The organism is Armatimonadota bacterium (assembly GCA_018268395.1).
Classification (GTDB): Bacteria; Armatimonadota; Fimbriimonadia; order Fimbriimonadales; family Fimbriimonadaceae; genus JAEURO01.
Map to the genome: position 1 here is coordinate 1 of JAFDWQ010000012.1, position 22,927 is coordinate 22,927.

Sequence of the window (22,927 nt, forward strand, 5' to 3'; positions counted from 1 at the left end):
GGCCACATCGAACTGGCCGCGCCGATCAGCCACATCTGGTACCTCAAGGGCGTCCCGTCGCCTCTCTCGCTGATCCTCGACATCAGTCCGCGTCAGCTCGAGAAGGTGATCTATTTCGCCAGCTTCATCATCATCGACCTCGAGTCGGAGAAGATCCAGGAGTTGCTCCCGAAAATCCTCGAAACGGTGGAGGAGGAGAAGATCAACATCCAAGAGCAGATGCGCGAACTCGAGTTCGAGTCGCTTCAACGGCTCTCGAAGGAGATGATCGACAACCCGGACGAGTACTTCGACGAGAGCTTCGTCCGGGACCGCATGAAGGCGAACTTCGACCGGATCCGGGCCGAATACCGTGACGCCGACGAGCGCGTCCGCGACCTTGACATCGCCGCCGAACTTCTCGGGAAGCTGGAAGTCAACCAGCTCATCGAGGAAGACAAGTGGCGCGCGATCAGCAAGATGCTGGACGCGGTCAGCCGACGCTGGAAGACCGACCTTGGATACCTCGTCCACGCCAACATCGGCGCGGACGCCATGAAGGAGCTCCTTCGGCGCGTCGACCTCGACCGGATGGTCCGCGAACTCCGGCAAGAGATCGTCGTCACGACGAGCCAGCGCCGGGCCCGCGCGATCAAGCGCCTCGAACTGGTCGAAGCCTTCCAGCAGTCGAAGAGCCGGCCGGAGTGGATGATCCAGGACATCGTCCCGGTCATTTCGCCCGAATTGAGGCCGATGGTCCAGCTCGACGGTGGCCGCTTCGCGACGTCCGACCTCAACGACCTTTATCGGCGCATCATCAACCGGAACAACCGGTTGAAGAAGATCATCGAGATCCAAGCTCCGGAATCGATCATCAACCACGAAAAGCGGCTCTTGCAAGAGGCCGTCGACGCACTGATCGACAACGGACGAAGGGCCCGGCCCGTCGTCGGCAGCAACCAGCGACCGCTCAAGTCCCTCAGCGACATGCTCAAGGGCAAGGAAGGCCGCTTCCGAAAGAACCTGCTCGGTAAGCGCGTCGACTACTCGGGGCGCTCGGTCATCGTCGTCGGCCCGAACCTGAAGCTTCACCAGTGCGGACTCCCGAAGGAGATGGCGCTCGAGCTCTTCAAGCCGTTCGTCATGAAGACCCTTGTCGAGCGGAAGATCACGCAGAACATCAAGACCGCCAAACGGATGATCGAGCGGATGCACCCGGTCGTGTGGGACGGTCTCGAGGACGTCATCAAGGAGCACCCGGTGCTTCTCAACCGCGCCCCGACGCTCCACCGTCTCGGTATCCAGGCGTTCGAACCGATCCTGGTCGAAGGCAAGGCCATCCAGCTCCACCCGCTGGTCTGCCACGCGTACAACGCGGACTTCGACGGAGACCAGATGGCCGTCCACGTCCCGCTCAGCATGCAGGCCCAGTCCGAGGCCCGTGTCCTGATGCTGTCGACGCAGAACCTGTTCTCGCCTGCGGACGGTAAGCCCGTCGTGTCGCCGATCCAGGACATCGTCCTCGGCTGCTATGCACTGACGTACACGTTCAAGGAAGCGGCCAACAAGCTCGCGAAGCTCGAGGAAGCCTACAAAGCCGACCCCGAGAAAAATCCGGCCCCGTACGTCTACGCAAGCCCCGAGGAAGTTCTCTTCCACTTCGACACTCCGAATTCGGAAAAAATCGGGCTCAACGACCCGGTCAAGGTCAGGATCCAACGGCCTGTGTTCCGAAGCAACGAGGAGATCGATTTCCGTGACCCGGTCACGGGCGTCGAGTACTTGTACGAGACGAACCAGAACGAGTTCGGCGAAGACGTACAGGAGCTCAAGGCCCTCGACCAGGAGTTCGAGAGCTTCATCGCGACCACGACCCCGGGCCGCTTGATCTTCAACGAAGTGCTCCCGCACCCGATGAAGTACAGCGATAAGTTCCTTCAGGTCGAGCTGACGAAGAAGGCGATCGCCGACACGATCATCACCTGCCACAAACAAGTCGGCACGAACGGCACGATCAAGCTCCTCGACGACATGAAGCAGCTCGGGTTCACCTGGGCCAGCCGGTACGGGATCAGTATCGCGCTCACCGACATGGACCCGCCGCGCCGAAGGGAAGAGATGCTCGGCGAAGCGGACGCCAAGGCGAACCGCGTCCTGGAACAGTTCCGCCGCGGCCTCATTTCGTTCCGCGAAATGCAGGAGTCCCTCGTCCGTCTCTGGACGAGCACGTACGACGAGATCGGTAACGCCATCGTCGACGCCATGACGCAGGAGAACCCCCTGTCGATCATCACGGTCTCGGGCGCACGCGGTTCGATCAAGCAGCTCGCGCAGCTTTCGGGCATGCGCGGCCTCATGTTCAACCAGTTCAACGAGGTCATCTACGAGCTCCCCGTCAAGTCGTCGTTCCAACGCGGCCTGTCGATGCTCGAATTCTTCGTCACGACGCACGGCGCCCGTAAAGGTCTCGCCGACACCGCCCTTCGAACGGCCGACGCGGGATACCTCACGAGGCGTCTCGTCGACGTCTCGCAGGACGTCATCGTCCGGTCGAAGGACTGCGGGACGGCCGAAGGCATCAGCGCTTGTCGTCTGACGTTCGAAGGGAAGACCCTCGAAACGATGGGCGACCGCGCTCAAGGCCGCGTCTCGCTCCTGGAGGTCACCGATCCTGCGGACAAGTCTGTCGTCTATGAAGCCGACACGCTCTTGACCCAAGAACACGCCAAGCGACTCGACAAGGTCGAGAACGCGTATTACGCGGAGATGGAGACGGCCGAGGGCGACGATGCCCAGCGCAAGATCATCGACAAGTACGAAGCGCACGGCTACAAGGTGGACGAACACGGACGCCTTGGCGCGATCGTGCGGTCGCCGATCTCGTGCGAACTCGAACAGGGCATCTGCGCGAAGTGCTACGGGCTCGACCTCGCTTCGCACAAGATGGTCGAGCAGGGGGTCGCGGTCGGCATCATTGCCGCCCAGTCCATCGGCGAACCCGGCACGCAGCTCACGATGCGCACGTTCCATACGGGCGGCGTCGCAGGCTCCAAGACCATCGCCCGTACGAACCAGTACAAGACCGGTAAGTTCGTCCGCCAGTTCCAGGAAGACTTCCAGCAGGCGACCAGCACCGACCTCGCCACGTTCGATCCGGGCAAGCTGCTCGAGTCCCAAGAGTCCGTCGTCAAAGGCCTGATGCGCCCGAGCGCAGAGGTGCCGGAGGAGGACGGGAAGAAGAAGACGACGGCCCGGACGACCAAAGCTGCGGAGAAGCTGGTCGAGAAGAAGGACTCGGAAAGCCGCAAGCTCTGGGAGCGCAGCCGTAAGACGTTCTTCTACTCCTGGACCGGTGAGTCCAGCGGTATCGTCCGTGTCGAGGAGATCTTCGAGGCGCGACGCCAGCCGCGGGGCAAGGCGATCATTTGTCCGGTCACGGGCATCGTGGTCGACATTCAACGCTCGAACTACGGTCGCTGGGTCGTCGTGGAAGCCGAAGTCGGCACCGATCTCTCGGCCCAGAAGCACGCTTACATCGCGAGCGAGCAAAACTGGCCGAAGGGCAAGGACGGACAGTTCGACAGTGGTCTCGACCGCGTCGTCGGCCAGAAGCTGACCACCCAGGTCCTGCAGACCTTACGGAAGAACAACGTCGAACGCGTCCGGGTCTTTTACACGATCCTGGTCCCGCCGCTCGGCAACCTGCCGGTCCAGAAAGGTAGCCGCGTCATCAAGGGCGACCCGTTGACCGAAGGCCCTCTCGATCCGCACGAAGTCCTCGACCTCGCCGGCTCGACCGCGGTGCACGAGTACTTCATCGAGAACTTGCAGAGCGTTTACAAAGACCAGGGCGTCGACATCAACGACAAGCACCTGGAGGTCATCGTCCGGCAAATGCTTCGGAAGAGGCAGGTCAAGGAGCCGGGTGACGCGCCCTTCCTCCCGGGCCAAGTCGTCGACCGCTTCCGCTTCAAACGGGAGAACGAGCGCGTCCGGCAGGCCATCGCCGCCGGGACGAAGATCAAGTACATCGACCCGATCGACGGGGAAGAGAAGGAGCGCGATCCGAAGGAAGCGACCGCGAACTGGATCCTCCTCGGCATCACCGAAGCTTCGCTCGCGACGGACTCGTTCCTGTCGGCCGCTTCGTTCCAAAAGACGACGCGCGTCCTGACGGAAGCCGCCGTCCGTGGCAAGCACGACGTGTTGCTCGGCCTCAAGGAGAACGTCATCATCGGCCGTCTGATCCCCGCAGGAACGGGCGTCAAGGCGTACCGCGACTTGGCGATCGAAGTCGACCGCAGCCAGCCGATCTGGGCCCAGCAGCCGCTGACGGCCTTGATCGAAGCCGAAGAGGTCGAATCGATGGGCGCGAGCGGCGCCTTCGACGGAATGTCCTTGGCCGACCTAGCCGCAGCAGAAATCGACGAACACGCCGAGTGACCTGACCGTCCTCCGCGTGCGGTCCGGCCCGTCCCCTTGTCTGGGAACGGGCCGGACTTTTCATGGGCCAAGCCTTCGGTACTGCGATCGGGTCAACGTCTCCGGCCGGGATATTGGAACGTCACGAGGAGCGCGACGGCCGTACCGGACGAGACGACAGGCGAGACCGTTCCGCAAAACGCGTCGGGGTGGAGCCGCTTCCTGTCGTAGGGGACGTCGAAGGCATGCTGTTCCAAGGACGTCACGGCATTCTTGACCGCCGTGTCGACGGCTTCGTCGAGGGGAGGAGGCAGCTGCTCCGTGAGGGCTGATCCGGGTTGGATCGCGATCCGGCAGTAGGGGCCAGGAAGGCTCGCGGCGATCACATGGGCCTTGGAGTCCAGGACGGCCATGCAGACGGGGGACACCTTCAAGACGGCCTGCCACCACTCGGTACGGTCGATCGGCCGGTTCTCGATTCCAAGGGCATGGTCCGAGACATAGGGCCGGACGACTGCTACGGCCGCCGCGCGGTTCGCGACGTTGAGCTTTCCTCGGATGCGGCCCCAATAGGTTTTCACCGTTCCAGGTGCGATCTGCATCTTGACGGCGATCTCCTTATCGGTATAGCCCTGCGCGGCCCATTCGAGCACGCAAGTCTCCCTGTCAGACAGCTCCCCTAAAGTCCTCTCCTTCATTTGTAAAACCTATGTCGTTGCTTACGCAAGTGTTCTTGTCGCCAGTTGGGGCCCTTTCAAGAACTATTAAGGTTTCTCAAGTAGGCATTCTAACAGTTGGAACGCAACCGGAGTACGGCCTTGACTCGCTTGTCTCCCAAAAGGAGGACACCAAAAGTCGGATTCTTTTGTCGGGAATGCCTGAGGGACACTTGCTGGCGGTCGGGGATTCCGGCGACGGCTTGCAGATTAAGGGGTCTTGCCACCTGCAGACGTGAGTCCGGAGGGATGACCTGGGACGAAACTTGATGAGCAATCGCAATGCTTGGTGCACAGGAGGGAGAGCGGCGGCCGCTCTGGCGGCCATCGGGCTGCTTGGAGTCGGCGCGTACGCTTCGAACTACTTTGTCAACCCGTTCGACAATCCGGTCCTGATCGGTCCGACAGAATCGACGACCGTCTGGGGCGTCGACCGCTATGCCCCCAACGCGTTCGAGAGTCTGAACTGGGGCGGCGACAACCGGCTCCACGTTCGGATCGATAACGCCGACTTCCAGGGATCCGGGTTTTACAACACCCAAGGCCGGAAGCTCGATCTCGGCAACGGACGGTACACGTCGATCAGTGGCGAAGTCTACGTCAGTAGCGACTTCGACACGAACGAGCGCCGCTCGGGGATCTGGGGCGTTGCGGTGGACGGTTCGAACACCATCGTAGGCTATCCCATCTTGGACGTCGCCAACGACTCGTCGACCGCCGGTCAGACGACCAACGGGTGCGTCTTCCGTTATTACACGCAGGACACGCGCCAGAAACCGGCCGACGACGCCAATGCGACGGCAGGCTTCGTGGAGCTGAAGCAGCTCACGGCCTCGGACTACGACAAGTGGCACAAGTTCGAGATCCGCCTGACGCCCTATGCGTACGAAGTCTACGTCGACGGCACGCTCGTGTTCGTGGACAACTGCGTCTATGGCGCGGACAAGTTCGACGAGATGATCTTGAACTCGAAGAATTACAACCAGGACTATGACGTCTACTGGGACAACGTCGCGGCGCAGCCGTCGGGTAACCCGTGGGGACTGCCCGTCGACTTGAACGGCAAGTATTACGAAGCTTCGGTCGGTAACGTCTTCAGCGACGGTACGGCCGCATCGACCAGCAACGTGGAAGGCTTCACCGTCATCGAAAGCAGCAACGGCGCCGCTGCGGTCCAGGGCAGCTTCACCCCGTTCTCGACCGGCTTGAAGCCGCCGAAGGCTCTCGAAGCCGATCTGCTGGGCCGAAGCTTCCAGTTCAAAGCCGAGCTGGGCGGCACATGGACGCTCACGAACGGCATCGTGGGTCCGAACGTGCGACCGGGCTCGTCGTTCATTGCCGGCGCGCACGATGCGGCCGGGTACAGCGGAGCCTATGGCGAAGTCGTCATCGACAGACCGGACAACACCGGATACCGGTTCGACCTCTCGACGAACGTCGGGGACGAGCTGATCTCGGACACGACGGGAGCGACGAAGTTCCTCGTCCGCGTGGACGTCGACGGGGCCGGTGCCTGCACGATGACCGTTTCGACGGTCGACGGCAACGAGCCGGGCAAGACGTACACGTCGAACGCTTTGGCTGCGGGAGCGAGTCTTGCGAACTCCCACTTCTACACGGGCTTCGACCGCTACTACAGCCAGCACCTGGGCGGTACCGCGACGGTCAAGATCTCCGAGTTCACGACGACGGCCGTCGACAACGCCATCTATGCGTTCTCGGACGACCCCTATGTGAAACCTGGCGAGCAGGCCGGATACCGCGTCGGTATGGCGAATATGACCGACCTGATCGAAGGGTTCCAAGCGTTCGGATCGACCACGGGTTCGCCGACTCTCGTGAATCTCGGTTCGCCCTTCCCTTACTACACTCCCGCCCCGTTCGCCAACGTGTTCCTCGACCCGAGGACGCAAGGCCTCTCGTCGGGAGCGGCGCCGCTCGGTGCCGAAGGCACCCAGGCCGGTTCGCCCTTGGCGGTCTTGCCTTACAACACGACCATCGAGGACACGGCGACGCTCGGAATCGCCGCGAACAACGGTAACGTCAACTTTCCGACCCGCTTCAGTGTGAACGGCGGCCTTGAGCTCCTGCCTGGCCTCAGGCAAGGGTCCAACACCGTCGTCGTCGACAACACGGCCCCGAGCGTCGTGATCACCAGCGCGACCCAGTCGCACGGAAACGTGCTGAGCTCGACCGCGATCCAGGGACTCCTGACGATCCACATTGACGCGAAAGACCTGGGCTCGACCCCGTCTGGCCTGACCGGCTACCCGACAGTCCAGATCACGTGGTCGGACGCCAGCGTCACGACGCTCAGCGCCGCGCCATGGGCCGGCAACGACTACATTGCGACGACGAACATCGGTGCCTCCGTTCCGTGCGGCACGGCCACGATCCTCGTCACGGCGACCGACGACGCGGGCAACGTCAATACGGCTTCGGGCACGTTCAGCGTGAACAAGTCGCAAGTGACCGCTACCGTTCAACTCGCGGGCGTTTCGACGAACCCGAACCGGGAGGTCACGTTCGTCCTTGGCGGGACGGGCGGTTCGAACGGCCCGATCACGGTCCACAAGTCGCTGGCCTTTACGGCCGGCTCCGCGATGGTCACCTTGACCGCTCTCGACGGACTTCCGGACTGCTCTAAGACCATGACCGTCATTTGGGCGAAGGACGAAGTCCATACGCTCGGCAAGCGTGAAAACCTGACGAAGGACGTCAACGCGCAGTACATCTGCCCGACGATCGTCCTCAAGGGCGGCAACGCCAACAAGGACACGGTCATCGACATTCTCGACTACGGCAAGTTCGCCTTCCAGTGGGGTTCCAGCCAGTCCGTGAACAGCTTGTACACGGATCCCGGCAACGCGGACTTCAACTGCAACGGCACCGTGGAGATCGGGGACTACAGCTATATCCAGCTCGGGTTCCTGAGCGGGGACGAGCCGTTGCCCGGCAACTTCAGCCCGGTCCCGAATCCGAAGGACAAGTGCACGATCAAAGACATGTTCGGTGCCGGTGTCCCCGAGCGAGTGGCTCAGGACATGGACGCCGACAAGGACGGTTGGATCACAGTGAACGAGGTTTCACAGTGGCTCTCGGCTAAGCAAAAGATCTTCAAGAACGGGGGTCGCTAGGATCGCAGACACTTTGCCCGGGCCCCGTTGCAGAGCGGGGTTCCGGGCACTCTTTCGGCCGCTTCCGACGGGAGACCGTGGGGAGCGGCCCGACAGGTTCCGGACAGGAGTGTTTTTCTGATGAGGACGCACAAGTTTTTAAAGAGGGCGGACCCGGTCCGCCCGATGGCTGTGGCCCTATGGGCCCTCGCCCCGATGACGGGCCTTGCAAACGTCAATCTGGAGTTGCGGCCGTTGCGGACCGACTATCGCGTCGGCGAGCAAGTCAGCATCGACGTCGTCGCGGTCAGCGACCTTCCGTTCGAGACCGTCAGCGCTCTGGACGTGATCGTCAAGTGGAACCCGACGAGCCTCAACCCGCTCACGTCGACGAACTCGAGAAGCCAGGACGCGAACGGGCCGTACTCGTGGTTCACGTCAGGATTCATCAACCCTACGCCTTTGAACAGCAGCCGGTCGGACGGGGACGCGGTCTGGAGCGGGCTTGCCCAGTTCCTGCTACCGTATGTCGCAACGGACCAGGGCACGATCGTGACCACGTTGCGGTTCAACGCCCTCAGAAAGGGAAGCATCGGCCGCCTCACGCGGGTCGACCTGCCACCAGTCTATATGGGTTTCTCGACCGCCGTTTTCGGTGGGGACTTCGTGAACCAGAACGTGACGGGTTCGCTGACGGGCGTCGAGATCCTGATCCGTCCTGCTCCGGTCGGGCCTCACGATTGAGCGGCATGTGATAACGTAAGGGTGCCCTCGGGACGACCCGCTGGGCGGGATGTATGATGTTCGGCCTCTCACTCGTATCCTGGGTGGTATCCCCGGTTGCGGAAGACAAGATCGCACTCACGTTGTCCATCGCCGAGTCGACGATGGCGCTCGGAGTCAAGGACGCCCAAGTCAACCTCTATGTGACCTTTGCGAACGAAGGAAACCGTCGGATCGACTTCTGGAGCCCGCGGTATTCGAAGGGATACGAACTCCTCTCGTTCGAACTCCAGCCCTTGCCGAAAGGAGTCAGCCGCACCGTGACGCGGTTGCCCCGTGCATGGGACAAGAACTGGCCCGAGGTCTTTTCGCTCCCGCCCGGCCGGCACATGACGCGGCCCATCGCGCTGGGTGACGGGACTTGGGAGCCTTTGCCACTTGGTACGGACAAAGTCGGCAAGTTCAGGATCAGGGCCGTTTTCGTCGAAACGCCCGAGCGGGGCGACACGACGAAGGTCTGGCTCGGACGGGCGACGAGCAACTGGGAGACGGTCGAACTTCGGAACCACATGTCGGCCCGCAAAGGGTTCTGAAACGACCTGTCCGTCGGTTCCTTCGAGCGTCATGTACACTCGCTTGACATGACCTCACTGCTCCTCTGCGCAGCCTTGCTTCCTCAAGCCCATCCCGGCGGGGCGCGCAGCGCGTGCATCCGCCAAGACGGACGTACGGTCACGACGGTCGGTGACGACGGGATGGTCCGAGTGTGGCGGCTGGCCGACGGCCGCCTCGTAAAATCGGTCCGGGCCACTTCGAACGGCCACCTCACGGCCGTTTCCCAGAGTCCGGACGGGCGGCTGATCGTGACTGCCGGTTACGACGGGAAAATCCGGCTCTGGGACGCGGATCTCAAACGGATCAGAAGCTGGTCTGGCGGAACGTCTTACGTCTCCGGAGCAGCGTTCTCCTTTGACGGGACAAAGGTCTATTCCTGTGGATACGACAACCGGGCGAAGGAGTGGTCGCTTCGCGGAAAGCTCTTGAGGACCTACACAGGACTGCCTTCGGACGCCTACGGTCTGGCCGTCTCCCGGGACGGTCGGCACGTCGCCGCGGTCGGTCCGAGCGGCGGGTTCGTCGTGTGGCAGGCCAGGACCGGAAAGGTGGTGCTGAAGGGGTCCGAGCGATCTTCGGACTTTTGTGCGGCAGCTTTCGATCCGACAAGCGGCCGCGTCGCCATCGTCGCTCTCGGGGGCCGTCTCGAGGTGTGGGACGTTGTCGCTAAAGCGAGGGTGTCGTCCGTCGACACAGGCCCGAACGGCTTGATCGGGGTCGCATGGAAGAGCCCGTCGGACATCGTCGCAGCGTCGTACCGGAGAGAGCTGTACCTTGTCCAAGCGGCTTCTGGCGAAGTGAAGCAGCGGATCGAAGCCGCACCAGAAGGGACGTTCCTCATGGGCTTGTCCACCGACCACAAGGGTCTCCGTGCTGCGACTTGCGATTCGGCCGGCGACGTCAAGATCTGGAACACGTCGGACGGGACGCTGGACTTTACGGCCGGCCACGCGCGCTAGAGGTTTTTCTTCGACTTTCGTCCGTTTTGACGGAACTCGGCAGATAATGGGAGCATGTCACCCATGACGCACCGGATCCTGACGTGGGCCGACCAGCGGGGACGGCTCGACCTGCACGTGCCGGGTCTTCTTCCGGGGGAGGCCGTCGAGGTCACCGTCTGCAAGATCGAAGGAGACTGGAACGCCTACCTCGAGAGCGATTCCTTTCTTCGTTTCGGTCTGAGCCGGGAAGAGGTCGAGGACATGTTCCTTGCCGAGCGTCAAGCTTGGGAAGGCTGAACTTGGGGTCCGACAGGAACGCGCCTGAAGACAACCCTCTTTGGACCTGCCCGGAATGCGGCAACCGGTTCGTGACGGCGAAGATGTGGCATTCGTGCGGGACGTTTGCGCTGGACGGTCTCTTCCTTCAGTCGTCGCGAGAGGTCCGTGGAGCCTACGACGCCTTGGAAGCCATGGCCAGGGAACTGGCCGACATCATCGTCACGCCTCAAAAGACGCGGATCGCGTTCCAAACGCGGACCCGCTTCAGTGGTGGTGTGCCGAAGAGGGACCACTTTGACGCGGGGTTCGTCTTCTTCCGCCGACACCCGTCTCCCCGGTTCTACAAGATCGAGGACTATTCCGCGAAGTGGTTCGTTCACCGCACACGGTTGACTTGCGCCGCAGACGTGGACGACGAGGTCCGGCAATGGCTGGTCGAGGCTCTCGAATACGGGGACCAGTGCCGGACCGGTCGATTCGCCTGACGCCTGTTAAGTCGCAAAAACCCTCTCCGTTCATCCAGGTTACGGGCCCTCACGGTGGTCCCGTTCGAACGGAGAAGGAAAATGGAAGAGAGACCGATCAGTAGGGCGCCCTGGAACTGGGGCGCGAAGGCGCTCGCGTTGGCGACGGTCGTCGCCGCAACCGGTTGCGGCGGCGGGGGAGGAGGGACGGGCACCGGAGGAGGCGGTGGCGGCGGCACGAGCAACCAAGGGCAATTGGCCAAGAACACGTTGTTGGTCGATAAGTCCGGGGCGTCGCAGGTCGTCAGCCAGAACGGCTCGTCGATCACGTTCCGTGGACAGCGGAACGACATCAAGCCAGGTTCTGTCGTCTTCAACACGAACGGTACGGGTTCGATCCGAAAGGTCAAAGCCGTGTCGTTTTCCGGCGGCAACACGGTCGCTGTGACCGAGGACGGGGGGCTTGTCGACGCCGTCGAAACCCTCAAGACGAAGACGGCTCTGCCCTTCAGCCGCGAAGCCATCGGTGAGATCAAGAGCAAGGATCCGGCGGTGTCGTTCACCTGGGTCAAGGGAGATCCGATCAAGTCGCGGGACGTGTCTTACAACGTCCTTGAGATCAATTTCAAGGACTTCTCGCTCGGGTTGTCGAAGGGCATCGATATCGATGGTACGGCGACCTTCCAGGCAGAACCGCAGTTCGACTTGAACATGGACCGTGAGCCTGGCAAGCTCCTTCCCTCGGTCTCGTACATGAAGGCCGGGATGTCGGCCCGGCTGGGCGGTTCTCTGTCCGTGACCTCCAAATACGGCGGGAGCGTCGCCGCGACCAAGACGGTGTTCGACGAATATGTCGGGCCCCCGCAGGTCTACGGTTGGCTCGTCTTCCGGACGCGCCTCAAGGTCGAGGCCGGGATCGAGGGTACGGCATCGGGCGGGGTGACCCACACAGAGTCTCTCGGCCTGACGGCCGACGTGTCGGAAACGTACGTCCGCAACACGGGGTGGAGCACCGCAAAGTCACTGACGCCGTCCTATCAGGCGTCCGAAGCCGACGTCGACGCGGAGTTCAGTCTGAGACTGCGGCCACTGGTCGTCACGCTCGCCTACGAACTGTACGGCGTCGCCGGTCCTTACGCCTCGCTGGAATCGTATGCGGAGGCCGTCGGCACCCACACCGTTCAGAACGGGGAAGAAGGCATCGAGGCCGTCGTGAACAAGGGTCTTAACGGCTTGATCGGACTCGTCGCGGAACTGCCCGCAGGGTTGGAAACGATGTTCGGCGGGACGTGGAAGCCGTTCGATTTCACGTTCGAGGTCACGAAGACGGAGTTGTTCCGGAAGTTCTTCCCGTTCACGGGCACGTCCAGCATCTCGGTCGGCGACAACGGGCCGGCCCCGGACGACATCTTCTCCGTGAGCCTCGACGGAACGTTGCTCGGACAGACCGACAAAGGCGGGACGGGGGCCTTTCGGGTGACGTCGTTACGGCCTGGACAGCACACGTTGACCGTGACGTGCCTCGACGACGGAGCCAACGGGAACGACGCCGGAACGCTCGGTTTGAGCTTGGCGAACGGGTTCACGTTCCTCGACGGCGGCACGACCGTCAGCGACGTTCTGGCGCTCGGAGAATCGAAGGACTACACGGTGGTCGTCCCGGACACCGGGAAGCCGTGGATCAAACCGAAACCGTTGCCGAAGAGCAGGCTCGCACAAGAGCATCCGCGACGATAGGGAAGTTCAGGCCCTGGCCGATCGGCCAGGGCCTGAACTTAGTCGTGGTGGTGGTGTCCGTGTTCGTAATGATCGGCCAAAGCGTCCCGACCAAAGTCGCCTTTGAAGTCGCGCCAGACGGTGTGGATATGGTTACCGTCCGCTTGGGTGTTGTCGTATTCGACGACAAAGGTGTCGCTCTGGATGCGATAGTAGTGCCGGGCGTCACGCCGGACCGGGCCGAGCCATGCGAACACGACGTGGCCGTAGCCATCGGCTTGGACGGCCTTCATCCTTCGCGATCGTTCGGAGGCCTGTTGGACCGAGGAATGAACGTCCAACAGCTGTCGTAGCAACGCCTTCTGACCCTTGTCCATGTCGTCGTATGGCAACCCCGACCGACCATCGATTCCCGCTTGGCGAGAACTCCCCGTGACGATGTCCGTCGGCGCCTCTTCAGAGAGGACCGCCTTCCGGCGTTGTTCGGGACGGAACGAGTCGACCAGTCGAAAGGCCAGGTCTTGCTCTTTGGCAAGGACGCGTTGTCCCTTGAGAGGCCCGGACCGGACTTCGGCCGGGTTACTTCCCAGAAACTGCGGTGTGCTGGACACGACGATCCCTCCGGTGTGGCCGAAGGTCAGTGAAACGTGATGGCCCTCGTACCTCCACAGCCACGGCCCGGTCGCACTCGGTTCACCGAAGAAGACGAACCAGTACTTCTCAGGATCACGCGACGGGTTCTTTTCCATTTCGGCCAGGACGGACTCGAGGGACCGGATCTTCTCGACCTTCTCAAACCCCTCTGGACTCAAGGAGGCCCTGAGCAATTCGACGGCCGCTTTGCGTTGGGTTCCGTCCATCTCGGACCAGCTCACGCCCCTCCGTCCCCCAGGCACGTAAGTCCAAGTGTCGCGATCGGCCGAAGCGGCGGGTAAGACGGCCTTTTCTCGGAGCGGCTCGCTCAAGCTCGCGACGAAGCGCCGCGCCGCCTGGCTCATGGAGGACTCGGAGGCCGGTTTCGGGACGACCAACGTGGCCAGGACAAGGAACGCGGAGAAGAGCCGCATGTCGACATTGTAGATCGTCCGACAAGGGTCGCCTTTATCAGGCGTCAAGGTACGCTGGCGGGCCAAGAACGTGATGATCCTCTTCGCGATCGCAGTCTGGCCGGGCCCCCTCAGCGTGCCGCATCAGGGACAGGAGACGGTCCGGGTGAAGGACAGCGCCCAGTTCTCTTCTGCACTTCGCAAAGCGAAGCCAGGGACGACGGTCTTGCTCGAACCTGGCCGTTATGAGGGGGGCGTGTACGCTGAAAACGTCCACGGGGCAGAAGGGCGCGCGGTGACCGTACGGGCGGCCGACCCGGCGGACCCGCCCAGGATCTCAGGCGGAACAGGAGGGATCCACTTGTCGAAAGTCTCCTACATCGAAGTGCGGGACCTCGTCGTCGAAGGAGCGTCGCACAACGGGATCAACATCGACGACGGCGGCGACATTGGACGACCGTCGCACCACGTCGTGATCCGTAACGTCCGGGTCAGCGACCTTCCGAAAGGAAACCACGACGGGATCAAGCTGTCCGGTGTCGACGACTTCCTGGTGACCGGGTGCTCGGTCGCCCGATGGGGCGGGTCGGGAATCGACATGGTCGGGTGCCACCGAGGAGTGATCGAGGGCGGAACGTTCTCGGACGGCGGGGATTCGGGAGTCCAAGCGAAGGGCGGTTCGTCGGACATCGTTGTACGGACGTGCCGTTTTGTGGACGCAGGTCAGCGCGCCGTCAACATCGGAGGCAGTACAGGCCTCGACTACTTCAGGCCACCTTTGTCGCTAGTGCCCGAAGGACGGAGGTACGAGTCCAAAGACGTGACGGTCGAAGGATGCACGTTTTCAGGGAGCCTATCGCCAATCGCCTTTGTCGGAGCCGACGGTGCGGTCGTGAAGTTCAACACGTTCTATCGGCCTGGGAGGTGGGTCGTCCGCATCCTGCAGGAGACCTCGACTCCCGACTTCGTCCCCTGTCGCAACGGCGTGTTCGAAGACAATCTCGTGGTTTTCTCGTCTTCGGCCTGGAGCGCGGGCGGCTTCAATGTCGGACCCGGCACGGACGCTCTCTCGTTCGCGTTCCGGAGAAACCATTGGTACTGCTTTGACGATCCGTCCCAGAGTCCGCCCCGGTTGCCGGTCGCCGAATCCGGCGGTGTCATCGGCAAGGATCCGGGTCTGGTCGATCCCGCTCGGGGCGACTTCGGAGTCAAAGCGGGTCGTGATCCCGTGCCGGCAGGGGCCCATGCTTTCCGACGGCGCGAAGGCGGCTGAAACCTGCGGCTCGGCCGCCCGGTATGATCTCGCGGAGTGGACGAAGGACGCCAAACCGCCCGGCAAACGACGGCGCTCAAAAGCCTCCATCCCATGATCCGTAGCGTCTGGCGGCTAGGGGGCCTGATTTCTGGACTCGTCGCCGCAACGTCGATCACGGCCTTTTCGTTCCTGTTCATCAAGGTCTTCGAAGGCCCGGTCTGGATCGCTCCTCTCGTGTTCGTCGTTTCCTTCTTGATGTTCGGCGGCGTGGCGATGTTGCTCGTCGACAAGCAGTTCGAGCAATGGCGGTACCAACTCCGGGAGTTCGACGTGGTCATCCGCAAGGGGCTCGTCTGGCGATCCGAGCGGTACATCGCCCGGGACCGCGTCCAGCACATCGACATCAACACGGGTCCGCTCGACCGCAAGTTCGGCCTTGTCCAAGTCGTGGTGTACGCGGCCGGCGTGACGGGCTCCGTCGGACTGATTCCCGGTCTGACCCCGGAAGAAGGGGAATGGCTCAAGGAACAGCTCCTGGCCACCCGGGCCGAGGACGCCTGACACATGCGCAGGCTCGATCCACGATCGGTCCTCGTCCTGTCCATCGAGTGGCTGCGAAAAGCCGTGTACCCGATGGTCATTGCCGTCTTCGCGAATAGCGGCCCAATGATGCGGAAGGGGATCGAGGGCAAGACCTTGCTTCTGGTCTTGGCGGTCCCTGTCCTCTTCGGAGCCCTTGCGATCATCGGTGGGATCGTGAGCTACGTCGTCACGAGCTTTGGCATCGTGGCAGGATCCTTGATCGTGTCAAAGCGCGGAATTTGGCGTCAAGAACGGACGATCCCGCTCGAACGCGTGCAGAACGTCCACATCACCCAGGGTTTGTTGGAGCGGATCTTAGGAATCGCGACCGTCCGCGTCGAAACCGCGTCCGGCCCGGGCGTCGAGGCCAACCTAAAGTCCCTTTCGCTGAGCGACGCCCGGCACATTAAGGACGAACTGCTCCGAACGGGCCCGGTCGTCTCTCCCGAGGCTTCGGAGCCGGCTGCGGTCTACCGACCGGGATTCAAGGACATCGTCCTTGCCGGCGCGCTGCAAAACCGGGCGTTGATCGTGATGGCCGCGATCCTGGGCGTGTTCGGCCAAGGCCTCGACGATCTCGCCGTCTCAGGAGTCCGCTGGATCGAACGGTCGCCCGTGACCCAGTCGGCGTCGAAGAACCCGGTCTTGTTCGGCACGTTCTTCGTGATCGGTGGCCTTCTGTTCGTCGTGTTCGGCTGGTTCCTGTCGATCCTCTATGCCGTCTTCGTCTATTACGGGTTTAAGGTCGTCCGGACGGAGAAAGGACTGCAGGTCTCGTACGGCCTCGTCAACACCGTTCAGACCGTCATTCCGGTCAAGAGGGTCCAAAGCGTCCAGACCCGCGCGTCTTGGCTCTTCAAGGCGCTCGGGCTCAACCAACTTTACGTCCAATCGATCGGGGGCCACGTGGCTTCCGGCGAACAGCGCCACGTCGCCGTCGGTCAGACGTTGTTGGCCCCCGTGTGCCGTCCGCAGGTCCTTCGCACGTTGCTCCGTTTGATCGATCCGGCCCTCGACGTGGACAAGGCGACGTTTCTCGCCTCCGACAGGTTCCTCTTGCGGCGTCGGGTGTTCCGCTCGGTCTTCTGGACGACGTTGACCATCTTGGCAGTCTCGGTCGAGGCAAGGATGATGTTCCACAAGGTCGACTGGGTCTGGCCCATCGTCCTAGGGTCGACCTTCGTCGTGCTCCTTGTCTTTCTTTCGGTCATGTCGTACCGGCGTCAAGGCTATGCGGTGACGCCTGAGGTGTTCATGGTGTGCCAAGGAACGCTGGGGCAGAACGTGACGATCATCCCTGTCACGAACGTCCAAGTCGTCGAGTTGACATCGGACTGGTTCCAAAGACGTCGCGGGCTTGTCGACCTCAGAGTCATGACTCCCGTCTCTGTCGCCGTCGTCCCGTGCTTGGCGCGGTCAGTGGCTGAGAGCGTCCAAGAAGACCTCCAGAGTTCGACGTTCCGATACGGACGAAAGGGACTGTAACGACGTGCCTAAAGCTTGAGGGAACGGATAAGATGGGCAACTCGGTGCACCCGTGACCGGTCGCCGAGAAGAGTGGCCTATGTCCGATCCAAACCCCGCTATCTATACGCTTGCCCCTGACGAAACCCTATGGATGTTCAAGGGCGGAATCAGTGACCTACAAAGCCTGTTGGAAGGCCCTGACGAGTGGGTCAAGACGCACGTCAAGGCTTGTAGTTCACCGCCTTCGGGCGTCTACATCGTCGAGTTCTCCTCTCAGTCCGGAGAAGGCGATATGGATCTCAGCTTTTTCGGGACTTGTGGGACTTCCGTGATCTATGTCACGGGCCACGAGCACGTGTTCCAGTTGCTGTCCGGCCCCCGGGCCCTTGTGGCGCCCAATGACTTTTGGACAGGTCTCGACGACCGGTTGGAGGCGGCCACCGGAGCGTCCGGAATCGAAGTCTTCGTCATGCCTTCCAGCGGACGGGTCTTCGTCCACTATGAAAGCGGCACCGACCGGCTCTTTCATGCCGAAATGATGTGCGCGGCCACATTGGACCAACCGGGGTATTTGAAGTGGTTGAAGGGTGAAGTGGACGGCGTCAAGTTGCCTCGGATCTGCCACAGAAAAGAGCCGGAAGATCAATCGAGCGTCTTGTCCATGGACGAAGTGGTCTTTCAGCCAAGAGGAACGCACGAACGGAACGTCAGGGACATCCGGATGCTGTACCAGTCTCTCTCTCCCGGCGGTTCTAAGGGACAGATCAGGGAGAAGGCCTGTAACGGGACGCACGGGCGTATCGTCGGCCGACAAGGCGGCAAGTACGTCTGCGAACCCGACTTCATGTTCACGAAGCCCTATCCTCTACGTTGACCGGAACGTCCGCCCGTAAGGCTTGCGACTTAGGGGCTGGACGACCGTTCCAGGATCTCGTCGATCACCCGTTCCCATGCTCTCGCCCGGGCAGCGGCGACGAGGTCCTGACCCTGGGGCCCGGCACGCTCGACGAACGCGCGAAGAGCGTCTTCGGCCAGCGCTTTGTGTTTGGTCGCGTATTGGTTGTGGACGGCGACCGAGGCGACGAGGCACTCGGCCGTCGTCCTGGCGTCTCCCTTTGCTTCGAAGACGGGCGCCAGGTGACGCAACGCCCAGCCTGTCATGACAGCGCGCCGACCTTCCCAAGATTCCTTTAGGAGGGTCGTCAGATGGGTTAGCGAGCGATCCGACTCGCCCAGTCCCGCCAGAACTCTGACCAGTGTCTGGTAGACGAACAACGTCAAATCCCGGTCGTGGCAGTCGTGCAACAGTTGCTCCGTCCGGTCGGCTGCCGCACGGGCCTCGTCCGTACGGCCGGCTTCCTCCATGACCTTCGCTTCGATGACTTCGGCCGTGGCGACGAGTTCGACGACTCCCGCCCGGCGTCCGGCGAGACGGGCCTCGTCGAGAACGGACAGGGCCCGGTCCAGATCGCCGTGTTCGAAAGCTTGCCAGGCGAGGTCCGTGAGGGTGTCCGTTTCGGCGAACGCGTCGCCCGTGATCCGACTCAGTCGGAGCCGCTCGTTCCATAGTTTCGTGCAGCGCTCTTCGTCCCCCGAACGGGAGGCCAGGGCGCCCATAAGGCCGAGGAGGCGCACCCGGAGGCTGTCGTCGCCGTGGCGACGGCTCGATCGGTCGGTCGCGCGCGCCAATCGGTCGAAGTCGGTGAGATAGCCGGCTTCGAAGTACGACCGTGAAAGTCCGTCCGAGAGCCTCCTCGTCAACTCGTGGTCCTGAGTTTGGACCGCCCAGGCCGTCGCGCGGCGAAACTCCGCGTTCGAATCGTGCAGGGTTTCCCAACCGTGTTGCCAGTCGCCTGCCGACATCAGGTTTCCGACTTGAGAGGCCCGCTCGGCGAAGTGCGCCGCATGCCTCTTCCTGGCATGGGCAAGGGTGACGGCATCGTCGATGCCGCGGCCGGCAAGAGCGTCTTTGATCGAATCGTGGAGCCTGTAGCGTCCCGTTCGGAAAGAGGGGTCTGGGGCGACGAGACCCTTTAAGACCAGCGAACGGAGGGTGTCCGGACGGCTTGACGCGACGATCGAAAAGTCCTCGACGTCGAAGTCTCCGGCGAACGCGGTGATCGCGAACAAGGCCGCCCGGTCCTCTTTTCCCAACGATTCCAGCGCAAGGACGAGCATCTCGTCCAACGGGCTTGTCGCGGCTCCACGTGACACGTGGTCGTTGCGGACCGAGTCCAGTGCGTCAAGGATCTGGTCAGGTGTCTGATCGGCCAGACATCCCGCTGCCATGCCGAGCGCAAGGGGAAGGCCGGCCAAGCGCCGACAAAGGGCCGAGGATTCGCTTGCGGTCGGGAAGGACAGCGTTCGACCGACACCGCGCCACGCTTCGACGAGGTTTCGGAACGCTTCGGTTCCGACCCGAGAGCCCAGTGGCGCGACCTTCAAGACCGTTTCTCCTGATACGCCGCGACGCTTTCGCGACGTGACGATCACCTGGGTCGACCTTTCGGGGCCGCACAGGGCACTCAAGGCTTCCGTCCACCGGAAGGCGGGCGGCAGGTCGTCGAAGACGAAGACCTTGCCCGCCTGTTCGCACCGCTCGGGTAGTTCCTCTGGCCCTGGGACGGACGTCCATCCCAGGGCGCGGGCCACGGACCGGGCCAAGTCGCCGGGAGTCTCGCAATGGGAGCATGTGATCCAGACGGACGGGAAAGCGGTAGCCGCCTCTCGGACGAGCCTGGACTTTCCGACTCCTCCTCGGCCGGTGACGGTGGTCCAACGCGCCCCAGAACCAATGGATTCTCGCAGTGCGGCAAGCTCGGCCGACCGACCCACGAACGATGGAGACGGGGCCGCCCGCTCGGCCAGTCGGATCCGGCCCTCTCGGTCGGATAAGAGCGACTCGACGATCCTTTGGGCGCGCAACGGATCGAGCGAGCCGTCGAGCAGTGCGGACATCTCGTCGTCCGTTACCGTGCGGCCGTCCCATGCCGACCTGTGCGTGCAAAGTGCCAGCAGGAAGGCGGCTTCGTCCTCGTCCCAGATCCGGTCAGGCACGGGCCACCTCCGGGGACGCTCGCCGCAGGAACGCGATCAGTTCTTTGGCCAATCGTCGGTTGCTGATCCAGGCATGGACGGTCATCGTTTCAAGACGGAAACCGGCGACCTCGGCGGCCGGGCCGAGCCAAGCGACGAGGTCGAGGTGCGGCAGGCCCTGCGCCGCATAGTGAAAGGCCAGGCGCTTCCAAAGCCCGGGCGTTGTCAGTGCAGGCTCTCGGGTCGGCGTCTCCCTCAGCGAGTCCCAAACCAGCCGCATCACCGGTAAGAACGGGAGTCGGGGGCCGCATCTCTCAATCGTTCTGTCGACCTGCACCGAGAGTCCTGCATCTTCGGCCCTTCGGGCGACTTGGGTCGTCGGTTCGAAACAGTAGAACTTCCAGACCACGATCGCGACTTCCTCGGACGTGAACCCGCCGAGGTCCGGCGCTCGGCCGGAGCCGACCTTTCCGACGGCGTCCGCCAGCGTGTCCGAGGCACAACCGAGGACGATCCTCGCCAGGTCGGGGCCGCTGTAGGACAGTGCGTCGCCCGCCAGAGACCGGACGACACGGACTTCGGCGGCCCACTCCAAGACAGAGCGACCGGTTTCGTCGACAGGACCGGCGTCACGGATCCGGCGGACGATCTGGGCGACCGACCTCGGATCTTGGCCATCGAGCACGACCATCTTGGCCGCGAGCAGCTTTGTGGTGAACTCGGGCGGCTCTTCTCCGAGCCACAGACGGTCGGCGGCCCTGTCCAGTTCGCAACGCTCCAGGGCGTCGGCGATGTCGTGGACGAACGAACGGGCACGGTCGTCGGACACGTCTTGCAACGGGACCGAATCGGCCTCGAGTTTGGCGCGACCGCCCCGGTGAAGGTCGATGACCGCGCGGTCGACGACCCGTTTCATGTATCCGAACCAATGAGCGACGTCTGGGAACGAAAGCACGTCTCTTCGTTCCCAGATCTTCATCAACGCGCCTTCGACGACGTCTTCGACATCGTCTCGGTCCAGACCTTTGAGACGAAGATAACCGGTAAGGACGGGTCTTGTCGCATCGCAGAGACGTCCGAAAGCCTCGTCATTGCGACCGTCCCGACGGGCGAAGTGCTCAAGCGCGCGTTCGACCCTGAGCCGCCCTTCGTTCATCGGTTGTTCCGCATTATGTCGGATCGTTCGGACCAAAAACGTGTGAGATCGGTCTGTCCGCGTGCGTTCACAGCGAGAGGAGGTCCGGGGCGGCGCCGCCCGGCAGGCCCAAGGGGAGCTTGCCGGACGCGTGCCGTCGACGTTCGCCCGGACGCTGTTCCGAGGTCGGACGCGGGCCGTGTCCTCCTAAAGTGATCGCGATCGGCGCGGCCCGTGCCGCGCCACTTTTTTCTACAGACCCCTTGTTCGGGTTTGCGCTTCCAGTTCGGAGATGCGCTGCTCGAACGACCTTTTGGAAATGCCAAGGAACCCGCCTTTCAAACCGTACTTCTTCGCTTCGGACTGGACGATCGTCTGGATCACGGCGACTCCGCCGAGACCGCAAAAGCAGGGGGAGACCAGAGACGTGGCGAGGGCCGTTCCCACGACGTACACTGACGACTTGCCCTTCGCTTCCGCGATCATGCGTGCACACTGGAACGCGATGAAGAAGTTGGCGGCGAACATGAGGAACAGACCTCCCATGACGAGGACGGCCCCCAAGTCCGCCTGAGCGTCCGAAACCGCCAACAAGACTCCAAGACCTCTGACGCCGATACCGAAGACGAAGAAACCTAAGACCATCCACCACGAACGAAAGTACGCCGTCATGAGTGCGCGGAGCTTTTCGGGGTCGTCAAAGCCATCGTCGCGGGGGTAAGCGGCATAACCGGATCCGGGTGGAGGCGGTTGCATGCCGTGATTCTGATGCGGAGTCCAGGGAAATGGCAAACTTTGAGGTCAAGACATGCCTTCGAGCGATGGGAAACGGTTCCGCGACAGCATGATGATCGACTACGAGAAGTGGCACGACGGGATCGGCTACGACCTCGAATCCCTCGATGGGCTTGTCGGAGCCGAAAGGCGTGAGATCGAAGGGCTATTGGTTCCTCGCGCTGGAAACGATTGGCGCGACCTTGAAGCCTTAGCCCGATTGGGAACGCCGGGCGCCGTGAGTGCGATCCTCGAGGTCAGGCGGACAGGAGAGCCTGAGATCCGCATGGTCGCCCACACGTATGGGCCTCCGCCGACGGACAGGGAATGGGACGCCGTCATTCTCGAAGCGCTGACCGTCGTCGAGCCGTTCAGCGGTCTGACCGTGACGATGAGGTGCGCCAAGGCTCATCCGTCACCTGCCGTGATCGGTGCGCTTTGGGAGCGTGTCCGCAACCGTTGCGGCATCAGCTATCATGCCGCCGAGTGCCTTTGCTTGATCGGCGGGATCCTCCAGGACGACTGGGACATGTCGCAACGAGACTTGTGCCTGAGGCTCCAGGCTGCCGACTCGCCGGACCGACGGTCCGCCCTAGCGGAGCTGGAAGCCTTGCTGTCCGGGCGACTCTGAAGGCACCGACGAAAAAAGCCCCGTTCCGAG

18 protein-coding genes are annotated in these 22,927 nt (G+C 62.6%); 13 read left to right on the top strand and 5 right to left on the bottom strand.

The genetic code is table 11. The features are described 5' to 3' along the window. Nucleotides 1-4,422, top strand: a 4,422-nt coding sequence (gene rpoC / locus JST30_16825) for a DNA-directed RNA polymerase subunit beta' (protein ID MBS1715992.1), incomplete at its 5' end; no start/stop codon positions are given. 92 nt (nt 4,423-4,514) lie between these two features. Here rpoC and JST30_16830 read toward each other — a convergent pair. Then, entirely contained in the window at nt 4,515-5,054 is a 540-nt protein-coding gene (locus tag JST30_16830; protein ID MBS1715993.1) for a helix-turn-helix transcriptional regulator, read from the bottom strand. A 332-nt stretch (nt 5,055-5,386) separates the two neighbouring features. Between JST30_16830 and JST30_16835 the strand changes: the two genes are divergently transcribed. The 7 genes from JST30_16835 (at nt 5,387) to JST30_16865 (ending at nt 12,992) form a co-directional block, all read left to right on the top strand. Further along, the gene (locus JST30_16835) at nt 5,387-8,254 is read left to right on the top strand and encodes a hypothetical protein (protein ID MBS1715994.1); all 2,868 of its coding nucleotides are present in this window, start codon (nt 5,387-5,389) and stop codon (nt 8,252-8,254) included. Between the two features lie 120 nt (nt 8,255-8,374). Continuing rightward, on the top strand, nt 8,375-8,977 hold the full coding sequence (locus tag JST30_16840; protein ID MBS1715995.1) for a hypothetical protein: 603 nt from the start codon (nt 8,375-8,377) through the stop codon (nt 8,975-8,977). 122 nt (nt 8,978-9,099) lie between these two features. After that, entirely contained in the window at nt 9,100-9,549 is a 450-nt protein-coding gene (locus JST30_16845) for a hypothetical protein (GenBank protein ID MBS1715996.1), read from the top strand. A 48-nt stretch (nt 9,550-9,597) separates the two neighbouring features. After that, nucleotides 9,598-10,530 (top strand): hypothetical protein, encoded by a 933-nt coding sequence (locus JST30_16850; GenBank protein MBS1715997.1) that lies wholly within the window; start codon nt 9,598-9,600, stop codon nt 10,528-10,530. A gap of 54 nt (nt 10,531-10,584) precedes the next feature. Next, nucleotides 10,585-10,809 carry a hypothetical protein gene (locus tag JST30_16855; protein MBS1715998.1) on the top strand — a complete coding sequence of 75 codons (225 nt, stop codon included), beginning with the start codon at nt 10,585-10,587 and terminating at the stop codon, nt 10,807-10,809. A gap of 2 nt (nt 10,810-10,811) precedes the next feature. After that, nucleotides 10,812-11,276: a hypothetical protein gene (locus JST30_16860; protein ID MBS1715999.1), complete on the top strand. Its 465-nt coding sequence runs from the start codon at nt 10,812-10,814 to the stop codon at nt 11,274-11,276. Between the two features lie 81 nt (nt 11,277-11,357). Beyond that, the gene (locus JST30_16865) at nt 11,358-12,992 is read left to right on the top strand and encodes a hypothetical protein (protein ID MBS1716000.1); all 1,635 of its coding nucleotides are present in this window, start codon (nt 11,358-11,360) and stop codon (nt 12,990-12,992) included. 38 nt (nt 12,993-13,030) lie between these two features. Here JST30_16865 and JST30_16870 read toward each other — a convergent pair whose 3' ends face one another. After that, on the bottom strand, nt 13,031-14,038 hold the full coding sequence (locus tag JST30_16870) for a DUF3500 domain-containing protein (protein MBS1716001.1): 1,008 nt from the start codon (nt 14,036-14,038) through the stop codon (nt 13,031-13,033). Nucleotides 14,039-14,108: 70 nt separating this feature from the next. Here JST30_16870 and JST30_16875 point away from each other — a divergent pair, with 70 nt between their 5' ends. The 4 genes from JST30_16875 (at nt 14,109) to JST30_16890 (ending at nt 18,195) form a co-directional block, all read left to right on the top strand. Continuing rightward, on the top strand, nt 14,109-15,290 hold the full coding sequence (locus JST30_16875; protein ID MBS1716002.1) for a right-handed parallel beta-helix repeat-containing protein: 1,182 nt from the start codon (nt 14,109-14,111) through the stop codon (nt 15,288-15,290). 36 nt (nt 15,291-15,326) lie between these two features. Then, nucleotides 15,327-15,833, top strand: a complete 507-nt coding sequence (locus JST30_16880; GenBank protein ID MBS1716003.1) for a PH domain-containing protein — start codon at nt 15,327-15,329, stop codon at nt 15,831-15,833. 3 nt (nt 15,834-15,836) lie between these two features. Further along, the gene (locus tag JST30_16885; GenBank protein MBS1716004.1) at nt 15,837-17,339 is read left to right on the top strand and encodes a PH domain-containing protein; all 1,503 of its coding nucleotides are present in this window, start codon (nt 15,837-15,839) and stop codon (nt 17,337-17,339) included. 79 nt (nt 17,340-17,418) lie between these two features. Then, nucleotides 17,419-18,195 carry a hypothetical protein gene (locus JST30_16890; GenBank protein ID MBS1716005.1) on the top strand — a complete coding sequence of 259 codons (777 nt, stop codon included), beginning with the start codon at nt 17,419-17,421 and terminating at the stop codon, nt 18,193-18,195. A 29-nt stretch (nt 18,196-18,224) separates the two neighbouring features. On the opposite strand, the gene JST30_16895 is transcribed toward JST30_16890, so the two are convergent. From JST30_16895 to JST30_16905, 3 genes are all read right to left on the bottom strand, one after another. Further along, on the bottom strand, nt 18,225-20,378 hold the full coding sequence (locus tag JST30_16895) for a hypothetical protein (GenBank protein ID MBS1716006.1): 2,154 nt from the start codon (nt 20,376-20,378) through the stop codon (nt 18,225-18,227). After that, the gene (locus JST30_16900; GenBank protein ID MBS1716007.1) at nt 20,371-21,513 is read right to left on the bottom strand and encodes a hypothetical protein; all 1,143 of its coding nucleotides are present in this window, start codon (nt 21,511-21,513) and stop codon (nt 20,371-20,373) included. Before JST30_16900 ends, JST30_16895 begins: the two co-directional genes overlap by 8 nt. 231 nt (nt 21,514-21,744) lie before the next feature. Beyond that, on the bottom strand, nt 21,745-22,248 hold the full coding sequence (locus JST30_16905) for a hypothetical protein (GenBank protein MBS1716008.1): 504 nt from the start codon (nt 22,246-22,248) through the stop codon (nt 21,745-21,747). 52 nt (nt 22,249-22,300) lie between these two features. On the opposite strand from JST30_16905, the gene JST30_16910 reads away from it, so the two are divergent. Continuing rightward, nucleotides 22,301-22,897 carry a hypothetical protein gene (locus JST30_16910; protein MBS1716009.1) on the top strand — a complete coding sequence of 199 codons (597 nt, stop codon included), beginning with the start codon at nt 22,301-22,303 and terminating at the stop codon, nt 22,895-22,897. Nucleotides 22,898-22,927: the final 30 nt, after the last annotated feature.

What these genes read in the sequence shown, in the direction of transcription:
- JST30_16835 (MBS1715994.1), top strand. Translation starts at nt 5,387, where the DNA reads ATGAGCAATCGCAATGCTTGGTGCACAGGAGGGAGAGCGGCGGCCGCT.
- JST30_16840 (MBS1715995.1), top strand. Translation starts at nt 8,375, where the DNA reads ATGAGGACGCACAAGTTTTTAAAGAGGGCGGACCCGGTCCGCCCGATG.
- JST30_16850 (MBS1715997.1), top strand. Translation starts at nt 9,598, where the DNA reads ATGACCTCACTGCTCCTCTGCGCAGCCTTGCTTCCTCAAGCCCATCCC.
- JST30_16855 (MBS1715998.1), top strand. Translation starts at nt 10,585, where the DNA reads ATGTCACCCATGACGCACCGGATCCTGACGTGGGCCGACCAGCGGGGA.
- JST30_16865 (MBS1716000.1), top strand. Translation starts at nt 11,358, where the DNA reads ATGGAAGAGAGACCGATCAGTAGGGCGCCCTGGAACTGGGGCGCGAAG.
- JST30_16870 (MBS1716001.1), bottom strand. Translation starts at nt 14,038, where the DNA reads ATGCGGCTCTTCTCCGCGTTCCTTGTCCTGGCCACGTTGGTCGTCCCG.
- JST30_16885 (MBS1716004.1), top strand. Translation starts at nt 15,837, where the DNA reads ATGCGCAGGCTCGATCCACGATCGGTCCTCGTCCTGTCCATCGAGTGG.
- JST30_16890 (MBS1716005.1), top strand. Translation starts at nt 17,419, where the DNA reads ATGTCCGATCCAAACCCCGCTATCTATACGCTTGCCCCTGACGAAACC.
- JST30_16900 (MBS1716007.1), bottom strand. Translation starts at nt 21,513, where the DNA reads ATGAACGAAGGGCGGCTCAGGGTCGAACGCGCGCTTGAGCACTTCGCC.
- JST30_16905 (MBS1716008.1), bottom strand. Translation starts at nt 22,248, where the DNA reads ATGCAACCGCCTCCACCCGGATCCGGTTATGCCGCTTACCCCCGCGAC.
- JST30_16910 (MBS1716009.1), top strand. Translation starts at nt 22,301, where the DNA reads ATGCCTTCGAGCGATGGGAAACGGTTCCGCGACAGCATGATGATCGAC.